The sequence below is a fragment of the Shuttleworthella satelles DSM 14600 genome, from assembly GCF_000160115.1.
Taxonomy (GTDB): domain Bacteria; phylum Bacillota; class Clostridia; order Lachnospirales; family Lachnospiraceae; genus Shuttleworthia; species Shuttleworthia satelles.
The window spans coordinates 35,343-54,231 of sequence record NZ_GG665866.1 but is presented as its reverse complement, the minus strand read 5'-3'; the positions used below and the strand labels follow the sequence as shown (position 1 = coordinate 54,231).

13 protein-coding genes are annotated in these 18,889 nt (G+C 53.9%); 12 read left to right on the top strand and 1 reads right to left on the bottom strand.

Annotated features, from left to right (window positions below; genetic code table 11):
- Nucleotides 1-302: 302 nt before the first annotated feature.
- The 11 genes from GCWU000342_RS00245 to GCWU000342_RS00195 all read left to right on the top strand — a co-directional run bounded on the left by GCWU000342_RS00245 (nucleotide 303) and on the right by GCWU000342_RS00195 (nucleotide 15,709).
- Entirely contained in the window at nucleotides 303-725 is a 423-nt protein-coding gene (locus tag GCWU000342_RS00245; protein WP_006905100.1) for a flavodoxin, read from the top strand.
- Nucleotides 726-889: 164 nt separating this feature from the next.
- On the top strand, nucleotides 890-4,768 hold the full coding sequence (locus GCWU000342_RS09815) for a DEAD/DEAH box helicase (protein ID WP_049921427.1): 3,879 nt from the start codon (nucleotides 890-892) through the stop codon (nucleotides 4,766-4,768).
- Between the two features lie 58 nt (nucleotides 4,769-4,826).
- A complete protein-coding gene (locus GCWU000342_RS00235; RefSeq protein ID WP_006905098.1) occupies nucleotides 4,827-5,507 on the top strand; it encodes a nuclear transport factor 2 family protein in 681 nt (226 codons plus the stop codon).
- Nucleotides 5,508-5,512: 5 nt separating this feature from the next.
- A complete protein-coding gene (locus GCWU000342_RS00230) occupies nucleotides 5,513-6,442 on the top strand; it encodes an alpha/beta hydrolase (RefSeq protein WP_006905097.1) in 930 nt (309 codons plus the stop codon).
- Nucleotides 6,443-6,483: 41 nt separating this feature from the next.
- Nucleotides 6,484-8,991, top strand: coding sequence for a glycoside hydrolase family 3 protein (locus GCWU000342_RS00225; protein ID WP_045000441.1), 2,508 nt, complete (start codon nucleotides 6,484-6,486; stop codon nucleotides 8,989-8,991).
- Between the two features lie 148 nt (nucleotides 8,992-9,139).
- Complete coding sequence (locus GCWU000342_RS00220) at nucleotides 9,140-9,808, top strand: nitroreductase family protein (protein ID WP_006905095.1); 669 nt, start codon at nucleotides 9,140-9,142, stop codon at nucleotides 9,806-9,808.
- A gap of 49 nt (nucleotides 9,809-9,857) precedes the next feature.
- Nucleotides 9,858-11,300, top strand: a complete 1,443-nt coding sequence (locus GCWU000342_RS09810; RefSeq protein WP_006905094.1) for an AAA family ATPase — start codon at nucleotides 9,858-9,860, stop codon at nucleotides 11,298-11,300.
- 4 nt (nucleotides 11,301-11,304) lie between these two features.
- Nucleotides 11,305-12,675, top strand: a complete 1,371-nt coding sequence (locus tag GCWU000342_RS00210) for a sodium-dependent transporter (RefSeq protein WP_006905093.1) — start codon at nucleotides 11,305-11,307, stop codon at nucleotides 12,673-12,675.
- A gap of 103 nt (nucleotides 12,676-12,778) precedes the next feature.
- Nucleotides 12,779-13,177 carry a hypothetical protein gene (locus GCWU000342_RS00205; RefSeq protein WP_156784447.1) on the top strand — a complete coding sequence of 133 codons (399 nt, stop codon included), beginning with the start codon at nucleotides 12,779-12,781 and terminating at the stop codon, nucleotides 13,175-13,177.
- Between the two features lie 233 nt (nucleotides 13,178-13,410).
- Nucleotides 13,411-15,150, top strand: a complete 1,740-nt coding sequence (locus tag GCWU000342_RS00200) for a RecQ family ATP-dependent DNA helicase (protein WP_006905091.1) — start codon at nucleotides 13,411-13,413, stop codon at nucleotides 15,148-15,150.
- Nucleotides 15,151-15,379: 229 nt separating this feature from the next.
- Nucleotides 15,380-15,709 (top strand): hypothetical protein, encoded by a 330-nt coding sequence (locus tag GCWU000342_RS00195; protein ID WP_006905090.1) that lies wholly within the window; start codon nucleotides 15,380-15,382, stop codon nucleotides 15,707-15,709.
- A gap of 96 nt (nucleotides 15,710-15,805) precedes the next feature.
- Here the strand turns inward: GCWU000342_RS00195 and GCWU000342_RS00190 are convergent, their stop codons facing one another.
- Nucleotides 15,806-16,417 (bottom strand): YdcF family protein, encoded by a 612-nt coding sequence (locus GCWU000342_RS00190; protein WP_006905089.1) that lies wholly within the window; start codon nucleotides 16,415-16,417, stop codon nucleotides 15,806-15,808.
- Between the two features lie 324 nt (nucleotides 16,418-16,741).
- On the opposite strand from GCWU000342_RS00190, the gene ftsH reads away from it, so the two are divergent.
- Nucleotides 16,742-18,754, top strand: a complete 2,013-nt coding sequence (gene ftsH, locus GCWU000342_RS00185) for an ATP-dependent zinc metalloprotease FtsH (RefSeq protein WP_083790695.1) — start codon at nucleotides 16,742-16,744, stop codon at nucleotides 18,752-18,754.
- Nucleotides 18,755-18,889 lie beyond the last annotated feature (135 nt).

Here is an 18,889-nt window from a genome sequence, read left to right as displayed (position 1 = left end):
GTCATCATCCAGGAAGTCGCTGAAGCGCAGACCGTCCCGTTCCAGTATCATATCGAAGAGATTGCTCATAGCTGTCCTCCAAATCTGCCTCCCATCATAGCAGATTGTGTACTTGATTTTGTACCTGAAAAGTTATTTAAGGCTAACATTTTTGCGCGCCCTGTTCTATAATGATTTTAGGTTAGGGATTGCTAACAATAAAGGGCCAGGATTTTCTGATCCGACGAGCGGAGAAGAGCAGAGGGTCCTGTCAGAAAGCATCCCGATCGGACAATCAGTGTCTACAGAATGGAGGAAGTATCATGAGTAAGGTTGCAGTTGTTTATTGGTCCGGAACAGGGAACACAGAGGCGATGGCGCAGGCGGTTTCCGATGGGGTACAGAAGGCCGGAGGGCAGGCGGAACTCATCGCGGCGGCGGATTTTGGCCCGGCGCAGATCTCCTCTTATGACGCTTTCGCTTTTGGCTGTCCTTCCATGGGCGCGGAAGTACTGGAGGAGACGGAATTCCAGCCCATGTGGGATGAGGTCAAGGGAGCGCTTGGCGCCAAGAAAGCCGCTCTCTTCGGCTCCTGGGGCTGGGGCGGCGGCATCTGGATGGATGACTGGAAGGCCGATGCCGAGAGCGCCGGTATTTCTCTGGCCTGTGATCCTGTCATCTGCAACGACGCTCCGGATGATGAGGCTCTGGCCGCCTGCCAGGCGCTTGGAGCGGCTCTGGTATAAGGAGATTTTAAGATGGCCTTTTTTAGGCCGGAGAACCAGGGAATACGAAATGCGTGAAAATCCTCACAGAGCTTTTGATACAGGCTCTGTGAGGTTTTTTGCGTCAGGAAAAGTATGCTAAAATAATAGATTCCAAGAGGGCCGAGAAAGAGTTGAGGTGCGCGATGACGGCAAATTGGCAGGAGTATTTCTCAAAAGACGCGTTGGAACAGGGCAGAGTTCTATATGGCAAGAAGGCGGTCAAGGGTTTTGCATCTACCAAAGACAGCTGTATGGCCAGGGTCCTGGGAGATCGCGTCTATGATGTCTCAATCCGGAGATTTCTAGAGGGAATGCTTTCTATGGGCTGTAATTGCGCCAGAGCACAGGCGGGTGAAAATTGCGCCCACATGGCGGCTGTTCTCTTCCTCTGGCAGGAGAGGCAGGGCGATTCCCCCGATGCGGATCAGATCCCGGCGCTTGTGGAGATGGAGGAGGTGCAGGGAAATGAGGAGACCTTCTTTCACCTTCGCAAAATGACAGCCGATCTCAAGGTGTCTCCGGAAGTAAAGCGTCAGGCCAATGAGATCCTCGAAGAGGGGAGCATGCGGGTCGACTTTTTCAGGATGCATTACGGAAAGGACGGGGAGGCGGATTCGGCGTGGGCGGAGTTTCAGACCCTGTATGAGCCCCGGATAAAAGCCCCCAAAAAAGCGGCTGACGCAAGGAGGATGGTCACAGAAGCCCGCAAGGTCTACTTTCGTTTTTCCAGAGATCATTTTCTGGATATGGAGTGCGGCTGCTGTCACAGACACATCTTCAGCTACTGGACTCTGTCCGTCTGCCCCCATGAGATGGCGGCGGTTTATCTGCTTCAGGATTATATCAGGCAATATAATCCCGGGGATGCCACAGATGAGAAGGGAGACCGCTTTCTGTCCGCTTTTTCCGATTCCGCGGCTGTTCGCAGAGACGAGGGGAGAGAGGCGATCCCAAGGGTCCGCCTGCTTCCGCGCCTGACAGAGGATGAGAGAGGATTTGCTCTGTCTTTTCGCATCGGGGTCGGCAGACTCTATGTTGTAAAGAATCTGACAGACCTGGTGGATCAGTATACATCAGGCGGATCTCTGCCACTGGGGAAGAAGGACGCGCTGCATTTTCATCAGGAGACCTTTACAGAGGCTTCCGCCAGGGTCTATGACTTTATCCGAAGGCAGGTAGAAGCCAACGAAGGTCTGGAGGAACGTCTGCGCAAAGCGTATTCCTACGATAAGACTCCTTCTTTTTGTCTGACGCGTGAAATTCGACTGGAAGGGGAGGCGGCGGATTTCCTCTATGATTATCTGCAGACAGGACAGCCCGCGGAAATATGGGGCAGGATGCAGGGGCCCGGGTCCAAAAGCCTGCAGGCGGGGAAGCATTTTCCCCAGATCCGTTTGAGGATCGATCCCTTCCTGGATTTAAATCGATTAAATCAGAAGCAGATCAGCCGCCTCTATCTCGCCGCCTTGCCGCCGGAAGAGAGGATATATGTCGAGGTCAGCTATCTTACGCCTGATGATCAGACGGGGATGCGTGAGGAGCTGAGGGAGTGGGCTCGGCCGGAGGACCTGTATCAGCTGATCGAAGACAAGGGGGAGGTCACCGCGGAGAAGGTTCAGGGACTGATTCTGACAGGAAATCTGCCCACGCGAATTCAGGGAAGACAGGCTTCCTATGCGATTTACGATGGGACAATGGTCCGCTTCGCCGGGGAGGATGAGGAATCTTTGTCTCCCCTGATGAACGCGGCGGAGGGGGGATATCTGCGCCTGTGTTTTGGAAAGAAGCATCTAGCGGAGTTCTATTATCGGGTACTTCCTCATTTGGAGGAAAATCCCCGCATCAGCATTCAGGAATCGGCGGATTTCTCGGCCATGGGCATTCTGCCAGAGAAGGCCGAATTCTCCTTTCGTCTGGATATTGAAGGCGGTCTTTTGCTGGCAGACGGCAAGGTCTCATACGGGGACAGGAGTTTTTCCCTGCTGCCGGCAAAAGAGCGCAGGGAGGCCTATGACAGCGGCAGGGATCAGCAGCAGGAGGAGAGGGCTCTGGCCCTTTTGCAGAGCGAGTTTCCACAATATGAGAGCAGGTGGTCCGCTTTTTATACAGAGGCGACGGATGACGCCGTCTATGAACTTCTCGATTCCGGCCTTGCCCGCCTGGAACGCTTGGGAAGAGTAGAGGGATCCGAGGCCTTTCGCAAATTAACCATTCGCAGCATGCCGCAGGTGCGAATCGGAGTCTCTGTCAGATCCAGTCTCATGGATCTGGATATTTCTTCGGATGAACTGACGACAGAAGAGCTGCTGGAGCTCCTGGAGGCCTACCGCCGCAAGAAGTCCTATCACAAGCTGAAGAGCGGGTCCTTTGTTCGCCTGGAACAGGAGGATTCCATGCAGATGCTGACTCGGCTCATGGAGGATACAGGTATGGAACCGGGGGATTTCACGGAGGGAAAGATGCATCTGCCTCTCTACCGCGCCCTCTATATCAATAAGATGCTGGAGGACCACGACGCGGTCGCCGCGGACAGAGACCGCAATTTCCGCGAGTTGATCAAGGAATTCAAGACGGTGGAGGAATCGGATTTCGAAGTGCCCCGGGGCTTGTCAAAGGTCCTTCGCAAGTATCAGACCTATGGCTATAAGTGGATTCGCACCCTGGCGGCCAATCATTTCGGCGGCATTCTGGCCGATGACATGGGTCTGGGCAAGACCCTGCAGATGATCGCGGTGCTGGCGGCTGAGAAAGAGTCGCCCAACAGGGCAAAAGATCTCTCGGCAGGCGGCCCCTCGCTGGTGATCTGCCCGGCCTCTTTGGTCTATAACTGGCAGGAGGAATTCACGCGCTTTGCCCCTGAGCTTGCAGTCGTGCCGGTGACCGGCTTCGCCGGTCAGAGAAGGAAGCTCTTAGATGACTGTCGTCAGGCGGATGTTCTGATTACTTCCTATGACCTGCTCAAGAGGGATATCTCCCTCTATGAGAAGATTGAGTTTGATTTCCAGGTTCTGGATGAGGCGCAGTATATCAAAAATCCCCAGGCGGCCGTCTCCAAGGCGGTCAAGATTATTAAGAGCAGGCACCGCTTCGCGCTGACCGGAACACCGATTGAAAACCGTCTGTCGGAGCTCTGGTCGATCTTTGACTTTCTCATGCCCGGCTTTCTCTACAGCTATGAGGACTTTCGGACAGACTTCGAGCTGCCGATAGCCAGGGAAGAAGATCAGGAAGTGATCGCCAGGCTTCGCCGGATGACGGGACCCTTTATCCTGCGCAGATTAAAGAGGGATGTCTTAAAGGATCTTCCGGCTAAGATCGAGGAGGTTCGTTACGCCCGTCTGGAGGGAGAACAGCGCAGGCTTTACGACGCCCAGGTCGCCAGGATGCGGGCGATGATCGCCGGCGCGGGAGAGGCCTACAATCGAAACAAAATTCAGGTACTGGCGGAGCTGACCAAGATCCGGCAGATCTGCTGTGATCCCTCGATTTTCGTAGAGGGCTACAGGGGGAAGTCGGCGAAGCGAAAGGCCTGTCTGGACCTGATTGGCTCGGCCATTGACGGGGGACATAAGATGCTGGTGTTCTCCCAGTTCACCTCCATGCTGGCCCTCTTGGAAGAGGATCTGTCCAGAGCAAAAATCCCCTTTTATAAAATTACGGGGGCGACAGGCAAAGAGGAGCGCCTGCGCCTGGTACATGCCTTCAATGACGACGAGACGCCGGTCTTTCTCATCTCCTTAAAGGCAGGGGGGACCGGATTAAACCTGACAGGGGCAGACCTGGTCATCCACTATGACCCCTGGTGGAACTTGGCCGCGCAGAACCAGGCGACGGACCGGGCTCACAGGATCGGCCAGACAAAGGACGTCTCCGTCTTTCGCCTGATCGCCAAGGGGACGATCGAGGACCGTATCCTGGAGATGCAGGAGAAGAAGAAAGATCTGGCGGACGCCATCTTAAGCGGCCAGTCGGAATCCCTTGGACAGCTGTCCAAAGAGGAACTGCTGGAGCTTCTGGGATGATGATTTGCGGGTGAAGAGGGGGATATCTGTCGGATGAAGAGGGAAAGCGGATCCTTGTATGCAGACGAAAAATACCGGGCGGCCTCTGCCGGGGCAGAGCCGCGCCGCACGGGGTGTGATAAAATATGCAAGGGTTACCGGCTGCCGCCAGCTGAAAGCGACGGCTGCGATCAGGCGGATCGAAAGAGCTTCGATGGATGAAAGAGCAGGTGAAGAGAGAGGAATGGCCAAAAAAAAGACATTTCATGACAGCTTCGTTAAGGAGCTGACTCCGACCGAAGAGGAGGCCTATTGGGCCTATCGCCGCATGATGGACGCCTTATGTAAGGCGGACATCGATCTTCTTCGCCAGCTGATGGACAAGGACGTCCGCATGAGCGGGGTCAACGGCAGAGATCAGAAGCTGGATGATTTCCTGGGAGAATTGGAGAGAGGAGACGTCTCCTACTCCAGAATCGATCTGCAGAAGGTCCAGGTGCATCTGGTATTTGACCGGGAACCGAAAGCCGGGGAGACGGATACAGACGACAGAGATGAAGATGACAAAGATATCGACGACAGAACAGAGGAATCTGATCTGGATTCCGAAAATTCGCCCGGAGGAGATGACTGCTATGCGACAGTGACCGGGGTCAGCCTGCAGAGAGCCAGAATATACGGTATGGGCGGAAACTTCCATCGGCATTTTGTCGCCAGGCTTCGGCGTGAAAATGGGCGATGGATTTATATAGGAGAATAGAGCGTATGTTATTTCAGATCATTGCACTGATTATCGCGATTGTTTTGGTGGCCTTCTGCCTTGTGTCCGCCGGCCTGGCCTTCTATATCACAGGGATCAAGAGGCAGTCGCTCCGGGAGGCCAAGGCCTGGCAGGATGACCACTATGACACCTCATTCTGGGATGAACTGGAGAAGACGGAATATGAGGTCAGGGGCTTCAGAAATTATCTGCTTCACGCGATGTTTGTGGTCAATCCCAAAGATCCGGACTCGAAGAAATACGTCATTCTCTCCCACGGCCACACGGACAATCGCATAGGGGATCTGAAGTATATCCCCGTCTACCTGAGCCTGGGCTTTCACTGTATTATCTATGACCTGCGCGGCCACGGGATCAATGCGCCATCGCGCTGCTCCTATTCCATTCGGGAGAGGGAAGATCTGCTTGCCCTGATCAGGGACAGCAAAAAGCGCTATGGGGACGATATCATATTGGGCCTGCACGGAGAGTCTCTTGGCGGCGCGACCACGATCGCAAGTCTCTATGCCGGGCCAGAGGTCGCTTTCGCAGTTGCCGACTGCGCTTTTGCGGATATTGAAAATGTCTTGAGGAAAGCCATGTCCGCTGCCCGTATCCCAGGCTTTGTTCTTGATTCGGCCATGGCTATGGGGAGGCTGCTTTTTGGCTTTGACTTAAAGAAAGCCAGGCCCATTGACAGCCTGAAGAAAAATGAGATTCCCATCCTCTTTATTCACGGGAAAGAGGATGGCTTTATTCCTCCCGAAAACAGTCAGCGAATGGCTGAGGCGACCGGGGGACTCTGCGAAGTACATCTCTTTGAGGGGGCGGGTCACGCCGAGAGTGTTCTCAAAGACCCGGAGCGCTATCGCCGCTATGTGGGGGCCTTTCTGGGACAGGTCATAGGAGAGGACATGCGGCCCCACAGGAAATGAGACCGCGCCGGATCAGGTAAGAGGAAATGAGGGAGAAGAGAATGTCTGCACTGCGTTTGAATGACTATGAGAAGGCCCATTTGGAGTCCATTCTGGAGGAGGCCTCAGAGTGCGCTGTCCTGTTGAAAAAGAAGGACGATTTTCCCCTTGAGAAACCCGGCAGGATTGCCCTCTACGGTTCCGGCGCCCGCAGAACGATCAAGGGGGGGACCGGTTCCGGAGACGTCAACTCCCGCTTTGACGTTAATATCGAGGAGGGGCTGAAGCGCGCCGGCTTTATCATTACGACCAAAGACTGGCTAGATGCCTATGATCGGGTGAGAAGAGAGGCAGTCCCGCCCTGGATCAGGCGACTGAGAAAAGAGGCCAGGGAGGCCCGTCAGTTTCTTGCGATTTACGGCATGGGAGCCGTTATGCCGGAGCCGACCTATGATCTTTCGCTGGAAGGCAAGGGGGATACGGCGGTCTATGTCTTGAGCCGGGTCTCCGGGGAGGGGAGCGACCGCAGATTCCTGCCCGGAGACTTCCTTCTGACCGAGACTGAGATCCGGGATATTCTGGCCTGTCAGGCCAAATACCGGCACTTTATGCTGGTCTTGAATGTCGGAGGGCCGGTGGATTTAAGCCCTGTTGCGGATCAGGTGGAGAATATCCTTCTGCTCTCTCAGTTGGGGTCTGTAACCGGCCTGGTCTGTGCCCGGATTCTTCTGGGAATTGATTATCCCTCCGGAAAATTGACAACCAGCTGGGCAGGTCAGGCAGGAGATCCAAAGATCGGAGATTTTGCCAAAAAGAATGACACCCGCTATCGGGAGGGGATTTATGTCGGCTACCGCTTCTATGACACGGCAGGGCAGCCGGTTCTCTTTCCCTTTGGCTATGGAATTGGCTACAGCGAGTTTCGTCTGGGACAGGAGCGGGTTTCTGTGGATCCGACCGGTCATGTCTCGCTTGAGGTCAGGGTGAAAAATACGGGAGATTACCCGGGGAAGGAGACGGTTCAGATCTACCTCTCTTCGCCCGACGGGAAGCTGGATAAGCCCTATCAGGAATTGGCGGCATTTGCCAAGAGCGGGGAGCTGCCTCCAAAAGGAGAGGCCCTTTTGCACCTGGAGTTTGAGCTGACCGACCTGGCGAGCTATGACAGCGAGAGGGAGTGCTATCTGCTGGAAAAGGGACTGTATCTCTTGCGCATGGGGACAAACAGTCGGGATACCCGCCTGATCATGGGAGTGGAACTGGAGCATACCTGCATTACCCGCAGGGTGAAAAATCTGCTGGGAACCGTTGACTTTACTGACTGGAAACCTGAGAAGGCGGACAGGGAGCCTTTGCCAAAGGAGCTTCCTCTTGTTAAGATCAGTGGAAGAGAGATTGCCTGTCGGACAATTTCCTATGAGAGAAAAAAGGACACGGACCCTCTGGCTGAGAGTCTGAGCAACGAGGAGCTGGCCCTTCTGACGACGGGAGACTTCAACCCCAATACCCTTTATCTCACGGCAATCGGAGAGGCCTCTGTGCATGTGTCCGGGGCGGCAGGCGAAACAAGCAATCGTCTGCGCAAGAAGGGACTGAAATCTCTGATCATGGCGGACGGGCCGGCCGGTCTGCGCTTAAACCCCCACTATGTGGTTAACAGGGGCGGAACCGTCAGCAGCTATGGTCAAAATCCGATGATAGACAGCATGGGGCTTTTGCTGCCCAAAGTGGTTCTCTGGTGGATGCGGCGCAGCTCCAATCGGGCCATGCGCAGGATCCGCAAATCCGGAATGACCGTATATGATCAGTTCGCAACGGCAATCCCGATCGGGACGGCAATCGCCCAGACCTGGAATCTGCCATTAGCTGTCTCCTGGGGGGCAATTGTCGGTGATGAGATGGAGCGCTTCGGGATTCATCTCTGGTTGGCGCCGGCTTTGAATATCCACAGAAATGTCCGCTGTGGACGCAACTTCGAGTATTACTCCGAGGATCCGCTGATCTCCGGCAAATTCGCAGCGGCCATTACCAGGGGCGTCCAGCAGAATCCGGGCTGCGGGACAACCATCAAGCATTTCGCGGCCAATAATCAGGAGACCAACCGCTATGGGAACAATTCTATGGTCTCTGAACGGGCCATGCGGGAGATCTACTTAAGGGGATTTGACATCTGTATTCGGGAATCCCAGCCCTGCGCGCTGATGACATCGTATAACCTGCTCAACGGGGTTCATACCTCCTGCAGCAGGGCCTTAAATGAAGACATTTTAAGGTCCGAGTTTGGCTTTGAGGGCATTGTTATGACGGACTGGCTCATTGAGAGGGGGACGGCCCCCAAGAGGGGCAAGTATCCGTCTCCGGATCCGGCTCTGGTCGCCGCGGCGGGCAACGACCTCTTTATGCCGGGCAGCAGGAAGGACTATCAGAGGACTCTGGCCGGGCTGGCTCAGGGGCGTGTGAGAAGAGAGGACCTGCTCAGGGATGCCTCCCGCCTGATCCGCATGATAAAGAGGCTGACATCGGAGGCCGATCGCGCGAAGGATCGCGCGCACAGACGCGAAGAGCGCTGACAGCGAGGCGGAGGACGGGCTGTAATCTTGCTTTTTTTGCTGAGAAACAGTAAGGTTGTGAGGAAACTTTTGCAAAATCACAGGGATTTGCCTGACTGTTTTCGCAGGACAAAAGACCTGATGGAAGATAGGAGACGAGGAGAAGGCTATGGACACAATAGAGGCAATTCGCGTGCGTCACTCCGTGCGTCAGTATTCCGGCAGACCGATCCCTGAGGATGTGCGCTCGGAGCTGGAGCGCGTCATTGAGGAGAGGAATCAGGAGGACGGAATTTCCCATGTGCAGATCATCTACGGGGATCCGGCCTGCTTTGATTCTTTTATGAATCGCAATGGCAGGTTTGACGGCGTTCAGAACTATATCGCCCTGGTTGCAAAAAAGCAGGACGGGGCAATGGAGCGTCTGGGCTATATCGGAGAAGAGCTGGTACTCACAGCGCAGAAGATGGGCCTGAATACCTGCTGGGTTGCCGGATCCTTTAACCGCAAGGCCTGCAAGGCCAAGGTGGGATCCGATCAGAAGCTCTACGCCGTGATCGCCATCGGATATGGAATGACACGGGGGAAGGCCAGCAAAAGCAAGGACTTTGACGCCGTATCAAAGACCAGGCGCCAGGAGGCGGCAGATTGGTATGTCAGAGGGGTCGAAGCTGCGCTGCTGGCCCCGACAGCCATGAATCAGCAGAAATTCGTCTTTGAGCAGACGGGAGAGATGGCCCGGCTCTCGACGAAGTTTGGCTTTTACACCAAACTGGACAAGGGGATTGTCCGCTATCACTTTGAGGCGGCCAGCGGTCATGAGGTGACACTGGTATAAGCCCGGTCGGGCGCGTTTATTCCCAGTTCAAATGAGAACAAGGAGAGTTATGGAACTTCATTTTGGCTCAGAGGAAGAGAAAAAGAGCGGACGTTCGATCAAGTCAACCTACAGCGATTTTTTCAGCCCTTCCAACCGACTGAAGAAAAAGGCGGGGGATCTGCTGAGCTCCGCCGACCGCCTGGTTCAGTCGCAGGAGGCCCTGCGGCAGGCCCAGGAGGCCTTAAAACAGGTGCAGGATCGCTTCGGGAAGCTGGATCAGGGACAGGATCCGTTGGGAAAGACCGCAATAGGACCCAGCTATGCGGATCATTTGTATCAGCTTCAGATGGGGGAGACCGGGACGGAAGCTGTCTTAAGCGGGGAACAGGATGCTCCGGGGGAAGAAGCTGTCGGCGCCGCCGGGCAGAAAAACGCCGTTTCTCAGGAAAAGACGAAGGAAATGGAGGGCGCGAAAGCCAAACAGGAGGAAGAAGAGACGGACCCCATGGAGGATCTGGACGCCCTGGTCGGTTTAGAATCCATCAAACACGACGTCAAGGAGCTCTACGACTTCGTCAAGGTGCAGAAGATGCGCAAAGATGCCGGGATGAAGGTGGCTCCGGTCTCCTTGCACCTGGTTTTCTCCGGGAATCCGGGTACCGGCAAGACGACGGTTGCCCGCATCATTGCCCGCCTCTACAAGCAGATCGGCGTCCTCTCCAAGGGGCAGCTGGTGGAGTGCGACAGGTCCGGTCTGGTGGCCGGTTTCGTCGGACAGACGGCTTTAAAGACCCAGGAAAAGATACAGGCGGCACTGGGAGGAGTTCTCTTTATTGATGAGGCTTACGCCCTGACCCCTGGCGACGGGACCAATGACTATGGTCAGGAGGCGGTCGAGACCATCTTAAAGGCCATGGAGGATCACAGGGATGATCTGGTGGTCATCGTCGCCGGTTACACAGGCCCCATGAGGCATTTTGTGGAGTCCAACCCGGGACTCAAGAGCCGCTTTAATAAGTACATCGATTTTCCGGATTACAGTATTGAGGAGCTTCTGACCATCTTTGAGGGAAATTGCAGGAAGTATGAGTATGTGCTCGCAGATGAGGCCAAAGAAGAGGTTAAGAGCCTGCTGCTCTTGAAAAAGGCGCAGAATCTGCAGAATTTTGCCAATGCCAGAGAGGCCAGAAATCTCTTCGAGACCGTCATCACCAACCAGGCCCGCCGCATCGCGGGGATGGAGCACCCGAGCGCGGAGGAGATGAGACAGATCCTCCCGGAGGACTTAAGGGATGAGCCGGGTGAGAAAAAGGATACAGCTAAGACGGGTGCGGAAGTAGAGGCTGCTGAGACCAGAGCGGATGACTCCGGGGAAGTGGAGACTGCTGAGACCGAAGCGGATGACTCCGGGGAAATGGATCTGTCGAATCCGCCGGCTGTCATGACAGAAGAGGATGGTCAAAGAGAGACTGAAGATCCGGATTCAGAGAGCACGCTGAAAGGGGAGTAAGGGAATGGAAAGAGAAAAACTGGGAAGCCGCCTGGGCTTTATTTTGATTTCGGCGGGATGCGCCATCGGTATCGGCAATGTGTGGAAGTTTCCCTATATGGCCGGACAGTATGGGGGAGGGATTTTTGTCCTCATCTATCTGCTCTTTCTGGTCATCCTGGGAGTGCCGGTTCTGACAATGGAGTTCTCCCTGGGACGGGCCGCGCAGAAGAGCCCGGTCAGGCTCTACCAGAAGCTGGAGAAGCCGGGAAGCAAATGGCACATCCACGGGACATTCGCCATGCTGGGCAACTACCTGCTCATGATGTACTACACGACAGTGGCCGGCTGGATGCTCCAGTACTTTGTCTATATGGCGCAGGGGCGCTTTGATGGCCTGTCTGCGGAGGGAACGGCAGATGCCTTTTCCTCCATGCTCGGCAATCCCGCAGCCAATGTGATCGCCGTCTTAGCGGTCGTGGTCTTCGGCTTTGTTGTCAATATGGGAGGTCTGCAGAGCGGTCTGGAGCGGGTGACCAAGTGGATGATGCTGGCCCTCCTTTTGGTGATGATCGTTTTAGCTGTCAATTCTGTCCTCCAGCCCGGCGCGGAAGAGGGACTGAAGTTCTACCTGATGCCCTCTGCCGAGCACATCAGGCAGGCGGGAATTTTCAATGTAATTGTCGGCGCCATGAACCAGGCCTTCTTCACTCTGAGTCTTGGAATCGGATCCATGGCTATCTTTGGCTCCTACATTGACAAGAAGCGGTCTTTGATGGGCGAAGCTGTCAATGTGGCAGTTCTGGATACCTTCGTGGCGATCACCTCCGGCCTGATCATTTTCCCGGCCTGCTTTGCCTATGGGATTCAGCCGGATCAGGGGCCCAGTCTCATCTTCATCACCCTGCCGAATGTCTTTAATCACATGGCTCTGGGGCGGCTCTGGGGAAGCTTCTTCTTTGTGTTTATGTCCTTTGCGGCCATGTCTACGGTTCTCGCCGTCTTTGAGAATATCATGGCATGCTGCATGGATCTGACCGGCTGGTCCAGGCAGAAGGCCGGCATGGTGAATATGATTATTGTCGGAGTTCTCTCTCTGCCATGCGCTCTGGGCTACAACATCCTCTCTTTCATTCAGCCGATGGGAAAGGGAACGACGATTCTGGACCTTGAGGATTTTCTGGTGTCCAATATCCTTTTGCCCGGCGGCGCGCTCATCTTTATTCTCTTCTGTGTCAGCCGCTACGGCTGGGGCTGGAAGAAGTTCACAGCTGAGGCCAATGAGGGAAAGGGAATCAAGGTGGCCGGCTGGATGCGGGGCTATATGACCTATGCCCTGCCGGTGATCGTCTGCCTGATTCTGGCGTATGGATTAATCAGCGTGTTCTTGAAGTAGACTTGATTTTGGTCAGGAGACTGCCTCTGATTCGGATCCGATTGCGGCAGGGGGATCCTGCGATGAGCATTCGCCCGGGTATGCGCATATGAAAATTGATTTTTTGAAAAACTTTAAAATTATGTCGAAGGCCGTCTTTATCTTCTCCCTCTTTGATACATTGGTTTACTTCTATTTTCTCAATGGCATGAGAGCGGAGAGGATTTATCAATTGGGCAGTGTTTTGCTTGGCCTGCAAATGACGCTTTCCATATTGATCTTGATCTATACGGCAGAAAGCCTTGCGGGTCCTCTGGAAAAGCATATCAAGAAACTGAGGAAGATGGTTTTTTCGCTGCTGGCGATTACCTTTGTGTGCGCCGCAATCTATTTCTACCTGACATCAGACGGAAGTAATCGGGTCGCCTACATTTTCGGGTTCATCAGCTTTGCGCCTGACTTCGCGTATGCTGCTGTCTTGACCAGACTCAGCCTGCATATCAGGGGACGGAGTACTTCCTGATTTTGCAAGTATCGGATGACGTGATTGCCGGTATCTGACGGCACTTATTTTGAAAGCTTTGAGAGTCCCGGTGGTGTTTACCGCTGGGACTTTCTGATTCATGAACATACTATCGTTCATAACAATGATATGCTCGTGAGGCGAGCGTGCTACAGTACTCAATGACAGCGCAAGAGATCCCTTTCGGTATGAAGATGGGAAAGGCAAAGAAGATGAGAGAAGGATGATGTCGTATGAATCAAGCGGAGCGTACACTGAAGCGGTTTTGGGGTTATGAGGACTTTCGCCCGGGCCAGGAGAAGATGGTAAATGCTATCCTGGAGGGGAGAGATGTCCTGGCCGTCATGCCCACCGGCGCCGGCAAGTCCGTCTGCTATCAGCTGCCCGCCCTCATACTGCCCGGAGTGACCATTGTCATTTCTCCTCTGATTTCTCTGATGGTGGATCAGGTGCGGGCGCTCAACGCTGCCGGGATTCACGCGGCCTATATCAATTCAGCTCTGAGTGAACACCAGATAGCCCTGGCCTTAGAGTACGCGTCCCAGGGGCGCTATGACCTGGTCTATGTGGCGCCGGAGAGACTCTTTCACCCGGAGTTTATGACCTTTGCCGTGACGACGGAGATTTCCCTGATCGCCGTGGATGAAGCCCACTGCATCTCGCAATGGGGGCAGGATTTTCGCCCCAGCTATCTGAGAATCCGTGATTTCGCGAACAGTCTTCCTAGACGACCGGTAGTCGCCGCCTTCACGGCGACCGCCACCAGGCGGGTTCGGGAGGATATCGCAAAAAACCTGCAACTGCGTGAGCCCAGGCTTCTGGTGACCGGCTTCGACCGCCCTAATCTCTTCTTTGCTGTGGGTCATCCTGAAAATAAGCTGGCCTGGCTGGTGGAGGACCTGACCCGACACAAGGAGGAGAGCGCTATCATCTACTGCTCCACCAGAAAGAAGGTGGAGGAGGTCTATGAGGCTCTGCGCCAGGAGGGCATTTCTGTGGGCAGATACCATGCCGGTATGGAACCGGAGGAGAGGGCTAAGAGCCAGGAGGACTTTATTACTGATCGGGTTCAGATGATCGTGGCGACCAATGCCTTTGGCATGGGGATCGATAAGCCGGATGTGCGCAGGGTGATCCACTACAATATGCCCCAGAGCATGGAGAATTACTATCAGGAGGCGGGGCGCGCCGGACGTGATGGGGAGGAGGCGGAAGCCATCCTCCTGGCAGACGCCCAGGACTACGTTATTGCCAGGTACCTGCTTGAACACAAGGAGTATCCGGAGGGAATGTCTGATGCGGATATTCTCATGGCTCAGGATCAGGACCGGGAGAGGCTTCGGGCTATGGAGGGCTATACCAGGACGACCGGCTGTCTGCGCTCCTATATTCTCCGCTATTTTGGGGAGAAGCCTTCCGGCGACTGCAAAAAATGCTCCTCCTGCCGCCATATCTTCTATGAGAACGAAGATCAGGCTCTGGCAAAGAGAGTTGCGGATTTTGGGACAAAAGAGAGAAAAAAAGGGGGGAGATACAAGAGCGGCCGGGATTTTGCCGGTATGGACTGGGAGGATCTGACCAGGTATGCGGCGGATTTTGACGACTTCGAGGGAGCCGGTAATCAGGGGGAGCTTGCCGGTCGCGGGAGGAAGGGCTCGGATTGGGATATCAGCCGGGAAGGCTCTCGTCGCGGAGCCTATGGCTACCTAGCGCGAGGCAAGGCTTATGGGCCGGCGCCCGGGGGCGACGGCCTCTCCCGTGAGGATCAAAAGCTCCTGGATCAGTTGGACCATATGCGCAAGAAGATTGCCAGGGAGAACGGCGTTGCCCCATATATGATTTGTAACCTGCGCACCTTAAAGGAAATCTGCCGCAGGAAGCCGGGGAATCAGGAGGAGATGCTTCAGATTCCGGGCATGACAAAGGCAAAGTATGAGAATTTCGGCTGGCGCTTTCAGGAACTGATCATGTAATCAGTAGAGGTGATATAGCATTATCAACAAGAAATGAGAGGGGAATTTATCTGTAATGCGAATTGAACTTCGCTGGATTTGAGAATATTCTTTATATAAGACATATACCGACGGATAACTATCAACTTTTGGGTAGCTACGGTGACTTGAGTCAGCCTGCAATAATAGCCAGGAGAGAGGGTGGTATGGATCGTGCTATGGGGTTGACCGACAGTAGACAGGAGGGAGTATGGTTGATTTTGTATTAGGAATGATCATTCCAGTGATATGCATTATTTATGATATGGGGAGTAAGGCCGCGGAATCGATTGCGGCGCGAACCTATCATGCAACCTTGCAATTGGGAGTGAATACGGTTGGAGTTCTTCTTGCCTTTCTGCTCATCGCTCTGGCTTTGCGGAAGATGCAAAAGAAGGGATTTATGATTTTGACCGCGGCATTGATCGTTATTTGGATACTGATTGATTTCTATCATTTTATGAATCTGTCTGTTGTGTCTTTTGCGGTTCTTGGCCTCATCTTTGCCAACTTGATCCGCACTTTATCCCCAAAGAACTAGATGCTGAAATAGGTTATGCAAGAAGACGCAAAGAGGTTTGACAAAATGTCAGGCCTCTTTTGCGTTGATCGTAGAATGCGCTATGTTTCAGGGCTGTTATGACTTTGGACGTCTGTAGTTGCTCCTGAAGAAGAATTCGCCCAGCCACGTGACCCAGATGGCGACGACCTCCCGCGCATAGAAGAAGAGAAAACTCTTCCTGGGATTGGGGGCGGGAAGAGCCAGACAGTGCAGTCCCTCTCTGCGGCCGAGGAAGACAGCCCGATAGCAGTGGAAGGCGGAAGTGATAATGATGGCGGAATCGCCTCGGCCAAGAGAGGCGATGACCCGGTGAGAGAGGGCCAGATTCTCCCTGGTATTGGTTGAATTGCGTTCCATAGGAAGCCGCTTCCAGTCGATGCCCTGTGCTGTCAGCCCCTCTTTCATGTATTCGGCTTCGGAGATATCCTCGTCTTTCCCCTGGCCGCCGGAACAGATACAGATGGTGTCGGGATGATCCTTCATCCAGTCTGCCGCGGTTCGGATACGGCTCTCAATGGATCTGGTTCTGATCTTACAGCCCAGCAGAATCAGAGTATCCGGAATATGGCCTGTAATCCTGTCGGGCTGCAGTCTGCGGGCGGCGAAGAGCATGGTGCCGGTCGCAATGGCAAAGGCGAAGACAAGCAGAGAAAAAAGGATATAGATGAAAATAGCTAAGAGGGTCATGCTTTCTCCCAGAATACAATTTGAGAATGACAGCTTTAGCAGAGCTTTGACTCATCTTATCATAATTTCTTAACTTTCTATAAATTACGCGCAAAGACTAGATTATTAGCAGATAAAGTAGTAGAGTGCTAATCATAGCCGATGCATGATCCGCGGGAAATGGATTTATTACGCGGGAATTTGATTCACAGCGATGGATATGCGCAGAGGATATTATTCATTGTTGACATGGAGCAAAATCTATCAGGAAGTCATGCAATATTTTGCGGGCGAGGCAAGTTTCCCTGTGGAGGTGACCTGTCCGGAAGAAAGTGAGAAATGCCTATGAACGAAGTGAAGAAACCAAAGCTGCCCCTGGCTGTCTATTATCTGGTGATCCTTTTGGTTGTGATTGTCATTAACACCATGGTATTGCCCAGGCTGTCGTCTTCGCAGATTAAGAATGTGGACTACTCCACCTTTATTCAGATGACAAATGACAAGCAGATTGACCAGGTTGACATTGACAGTAATCAGATCACCTTTACGGATAAGAGCGGCAATAAATACACGACCGGTCTGGTCAATGATCAGGGCCTGACCGACCGCCTCTATCAGTCCGGAGCAAAGTTCTCCGGTCAGATTCGAACACAGACCAGCCCGGTGATGAGTTTCCTTCTGAGTTTTATCCTGCCTCTGATGATCTTCTGGGTTATCGGAGAGCTTCTCTCCCGCAGGATGATGGATCGCATGGGAGGCGCGCTCGGCGGTAATTCGCTCAGCTTCGGCATGGGAAAGTCCAATGCCAAGATCTATGTCAAGAGCTCTGACGGCATACGATTTGATGATGTAGCCGGAGAGGAGGAGGCCAAGGAGAACCTGCAGGAGATCGTGGAGTACTTGCATGATCCCCATAAGTATACGGCTATCGGCGCCAAGATGCCCAAGGGAATTCTTCTTGTGGGCCCTCCGGGAACCGGTAAGACCATGCTGGCCAAGGCGGTTGCCGGCGAGGCAAATGTCCCCTTCTTTTCCATGAGCGGATCCGAATTCGTGGAGATGTTCGTCGGCATGGGGGCTTCCAAGGTCAGAGACCTCTTCCGCCAGGCCAAGGAGAAAGCGCCCTGTATCGTCTTTATTGATGAGATTGACGCTATTGGCAAGAAGAGAGAGGGTGGCAACTTCGGGGGCAATGACGAGAGAGAACAGACCTTAAACCAGCTTTTGACGGAGATGGATGGCTTCGAGGATAATCTGGGCGTTGTTATTCTGGCGGCAACCAACCGGCCGGAGGCTCTTGATCCGGCCCTGACCCGTCCCGGACGTTTTGACCGCCGAGTTCCTGTTGAACTGCCGGATCTGCAGGGCAGAATTGATATTCTCAAGGTGCATGCCAAGAAGGTTAAGATCGGAGACAATGTCGACTTCGATAAGGTCGCTCGTATGGCAGCCGGAGCCTCCGGGGCCGAGCTGGCCAATATGGTCAATGAAGCCGCTCTTCGGGCTGTCCGCGCCGGGCGTTCTTTCGCGACGGAAGAAGATCTGGAGGAGTCCATTGAGGTTGTCATCGCGGGTTATCAGAAGAAGAATGCCATTTTAAGCGACAAGGAGAAGCTGATCGTCTCCTACCACGAGATCGGCCATGCTCTGGTCGCTGCCCTGCAGTCTCACTCCGCGCCTGTGACAAAGATCACGATTGTACCCCGCACCTCCGGAGCCCTGGGCTATACCATGCAGGTAGAGGATGAGGGAAATCACTATCTGATGAGCAGGGAGGAGATGGAGAACCAGATTGCCACCTTAACAGGGGGCAGAGCTGCCGAGGAGATCGAGTTTCATTCCGTGACGACCGGAGCTTCCAATGATATAGAGAAGGCGACGAAATTGGCCAGGGCCATGATTACCCGCTACGGAATGTCGGATGAATTCGGCATGGTGGCCATGGAGACCGTGACCAATCAATATCTGGGAGGAGATACTTCTCTGGCCTGCTCTCCGGAGACACAGACACTGATCGACCACAGGGTCGTGGAACTGGTTCGAAAGCAGCATGACAAGGCCCGCAAGCTGATCGCCGACAATAAGGCCAAGCTGGATGAACTGGCTGAGTATCTCTACTTCCGTGAGACCATCACAGGAGAGGAGTTCATGCAGATCCTCAATGCTCCGGCTAAGCGGAGGGGAATCCCCATGGCAAAGGAGCCAATTGATGCGGGAGAGGATTCCATCGACGGAGCGAAAGAGTCAGTTGACGCAGCAGAGGATTCCATCGACAGAGAGAAGGAATCCGTCGATACGAAGGAGCCTGTGGACATGGATGGGACAACCTCCAGCACTCCGGATGAGGAGGAAGTGTGAGAAAAGGAAGCAAATCTTTTGAATCCAAGGTATCTGGGCCTCTTCTCAGCTGAGAAGAGGCCCTTTTTTCAGACCCGCCTTGACAAATGCGCGGCTGCTTTTTATGATAAAAAAACGCAAATGAGTCGCGAAATG

Excerpts from the sequence above, each read along its gene's own strand:
- GCWU000342_RS00245 (WP_006905100.1), top strand. The coding sequence starts at position 303 with ATGAGTAAGGTTGCAGTTGTTTATTGGTCCGGAACAGGGAACACAGAG.
- GCWU000342_RS09815 (WP_049921427.1), top strand. The coding sequence starts at position 890 with ATGACGGCAAATTGGCAGGAGTATTTCTCAAAAGACGCGTTGGAACAG.
- GCWU000342_RS00235 (WP_006905098.1), top strand. The coding sequence starts at position 4,827 with ATGCAGACGAAAAATACCGGGCGGCCTCTGCCGGGGCAGAGCCGCGCC.
- GCWU000342_RS00230 (WP_006905097.1), top strand. The coding sequence starts at position 5,513 with ATGTTATTTCAGATCATTGCACTGATTATCGCGATTGTTTTGGTGGCC.
- GCWU000342_RS00225 (WP_045000441.1), top strand. The coding sequence starts at position 6,484 with ATGTCTGCACTGCGTTTGAATGACTATGAGAAGGCCCATTTGGAGTCC.
- GCWU000342_RS00220 (WP_006905095.1), top strand. The coding sequence starts at position 9,140 with ATGGACACAATAGAGGCAATTCGCGTGCGTCACTCCGTGCGTCAGTAT.
- GCWU000342_RS09810 (WP_006905094.1), top strand. The coding sequence starts at position 9,858 with ATGGAACTTCATTTTGGCTCAGAGGAAGAGAAAAAGAGCGGACGTTCG.
- GCWU000342_RS00210 (WP_006905093.1), top strand. The coding sequence starts at position 11,305 with ATGGAAAGAGAAAAACTGGGAAGCCGCCTGGGCTTTATTTTGATTTCG.
- GCWU000342_RS00200 (WP_006905091.1), top strand. The coding sequence starts at position 13,411 with ATGAATCAAGCGGAGCGTACACTGAAGCGGTTTTGGGGTTATGAGGAC.
- GCWU000342_RS00195 (WP_006905090.1), top strand. The coding sequence starts at position 15,380 with ATGGTTGATTTTGTATTAGGAATGATCATTCCAGTGATATGCATTATT.
- GCWU000342_RS00190 (WP_006905089.1), bottom strand. The coding sequence starts at position 16,417 with ATGACCCTCTTAGCTATTTTCATCTATATCCTTTTTTCTCTGCTTGTC.
- ftsH (WP_083790695.1), top strand. The coding sequence starts at position 16,742 with ATGAACGAAGTGAAGAAACCAAAGCTGCCCCTGGCTGTCTATTATCTG.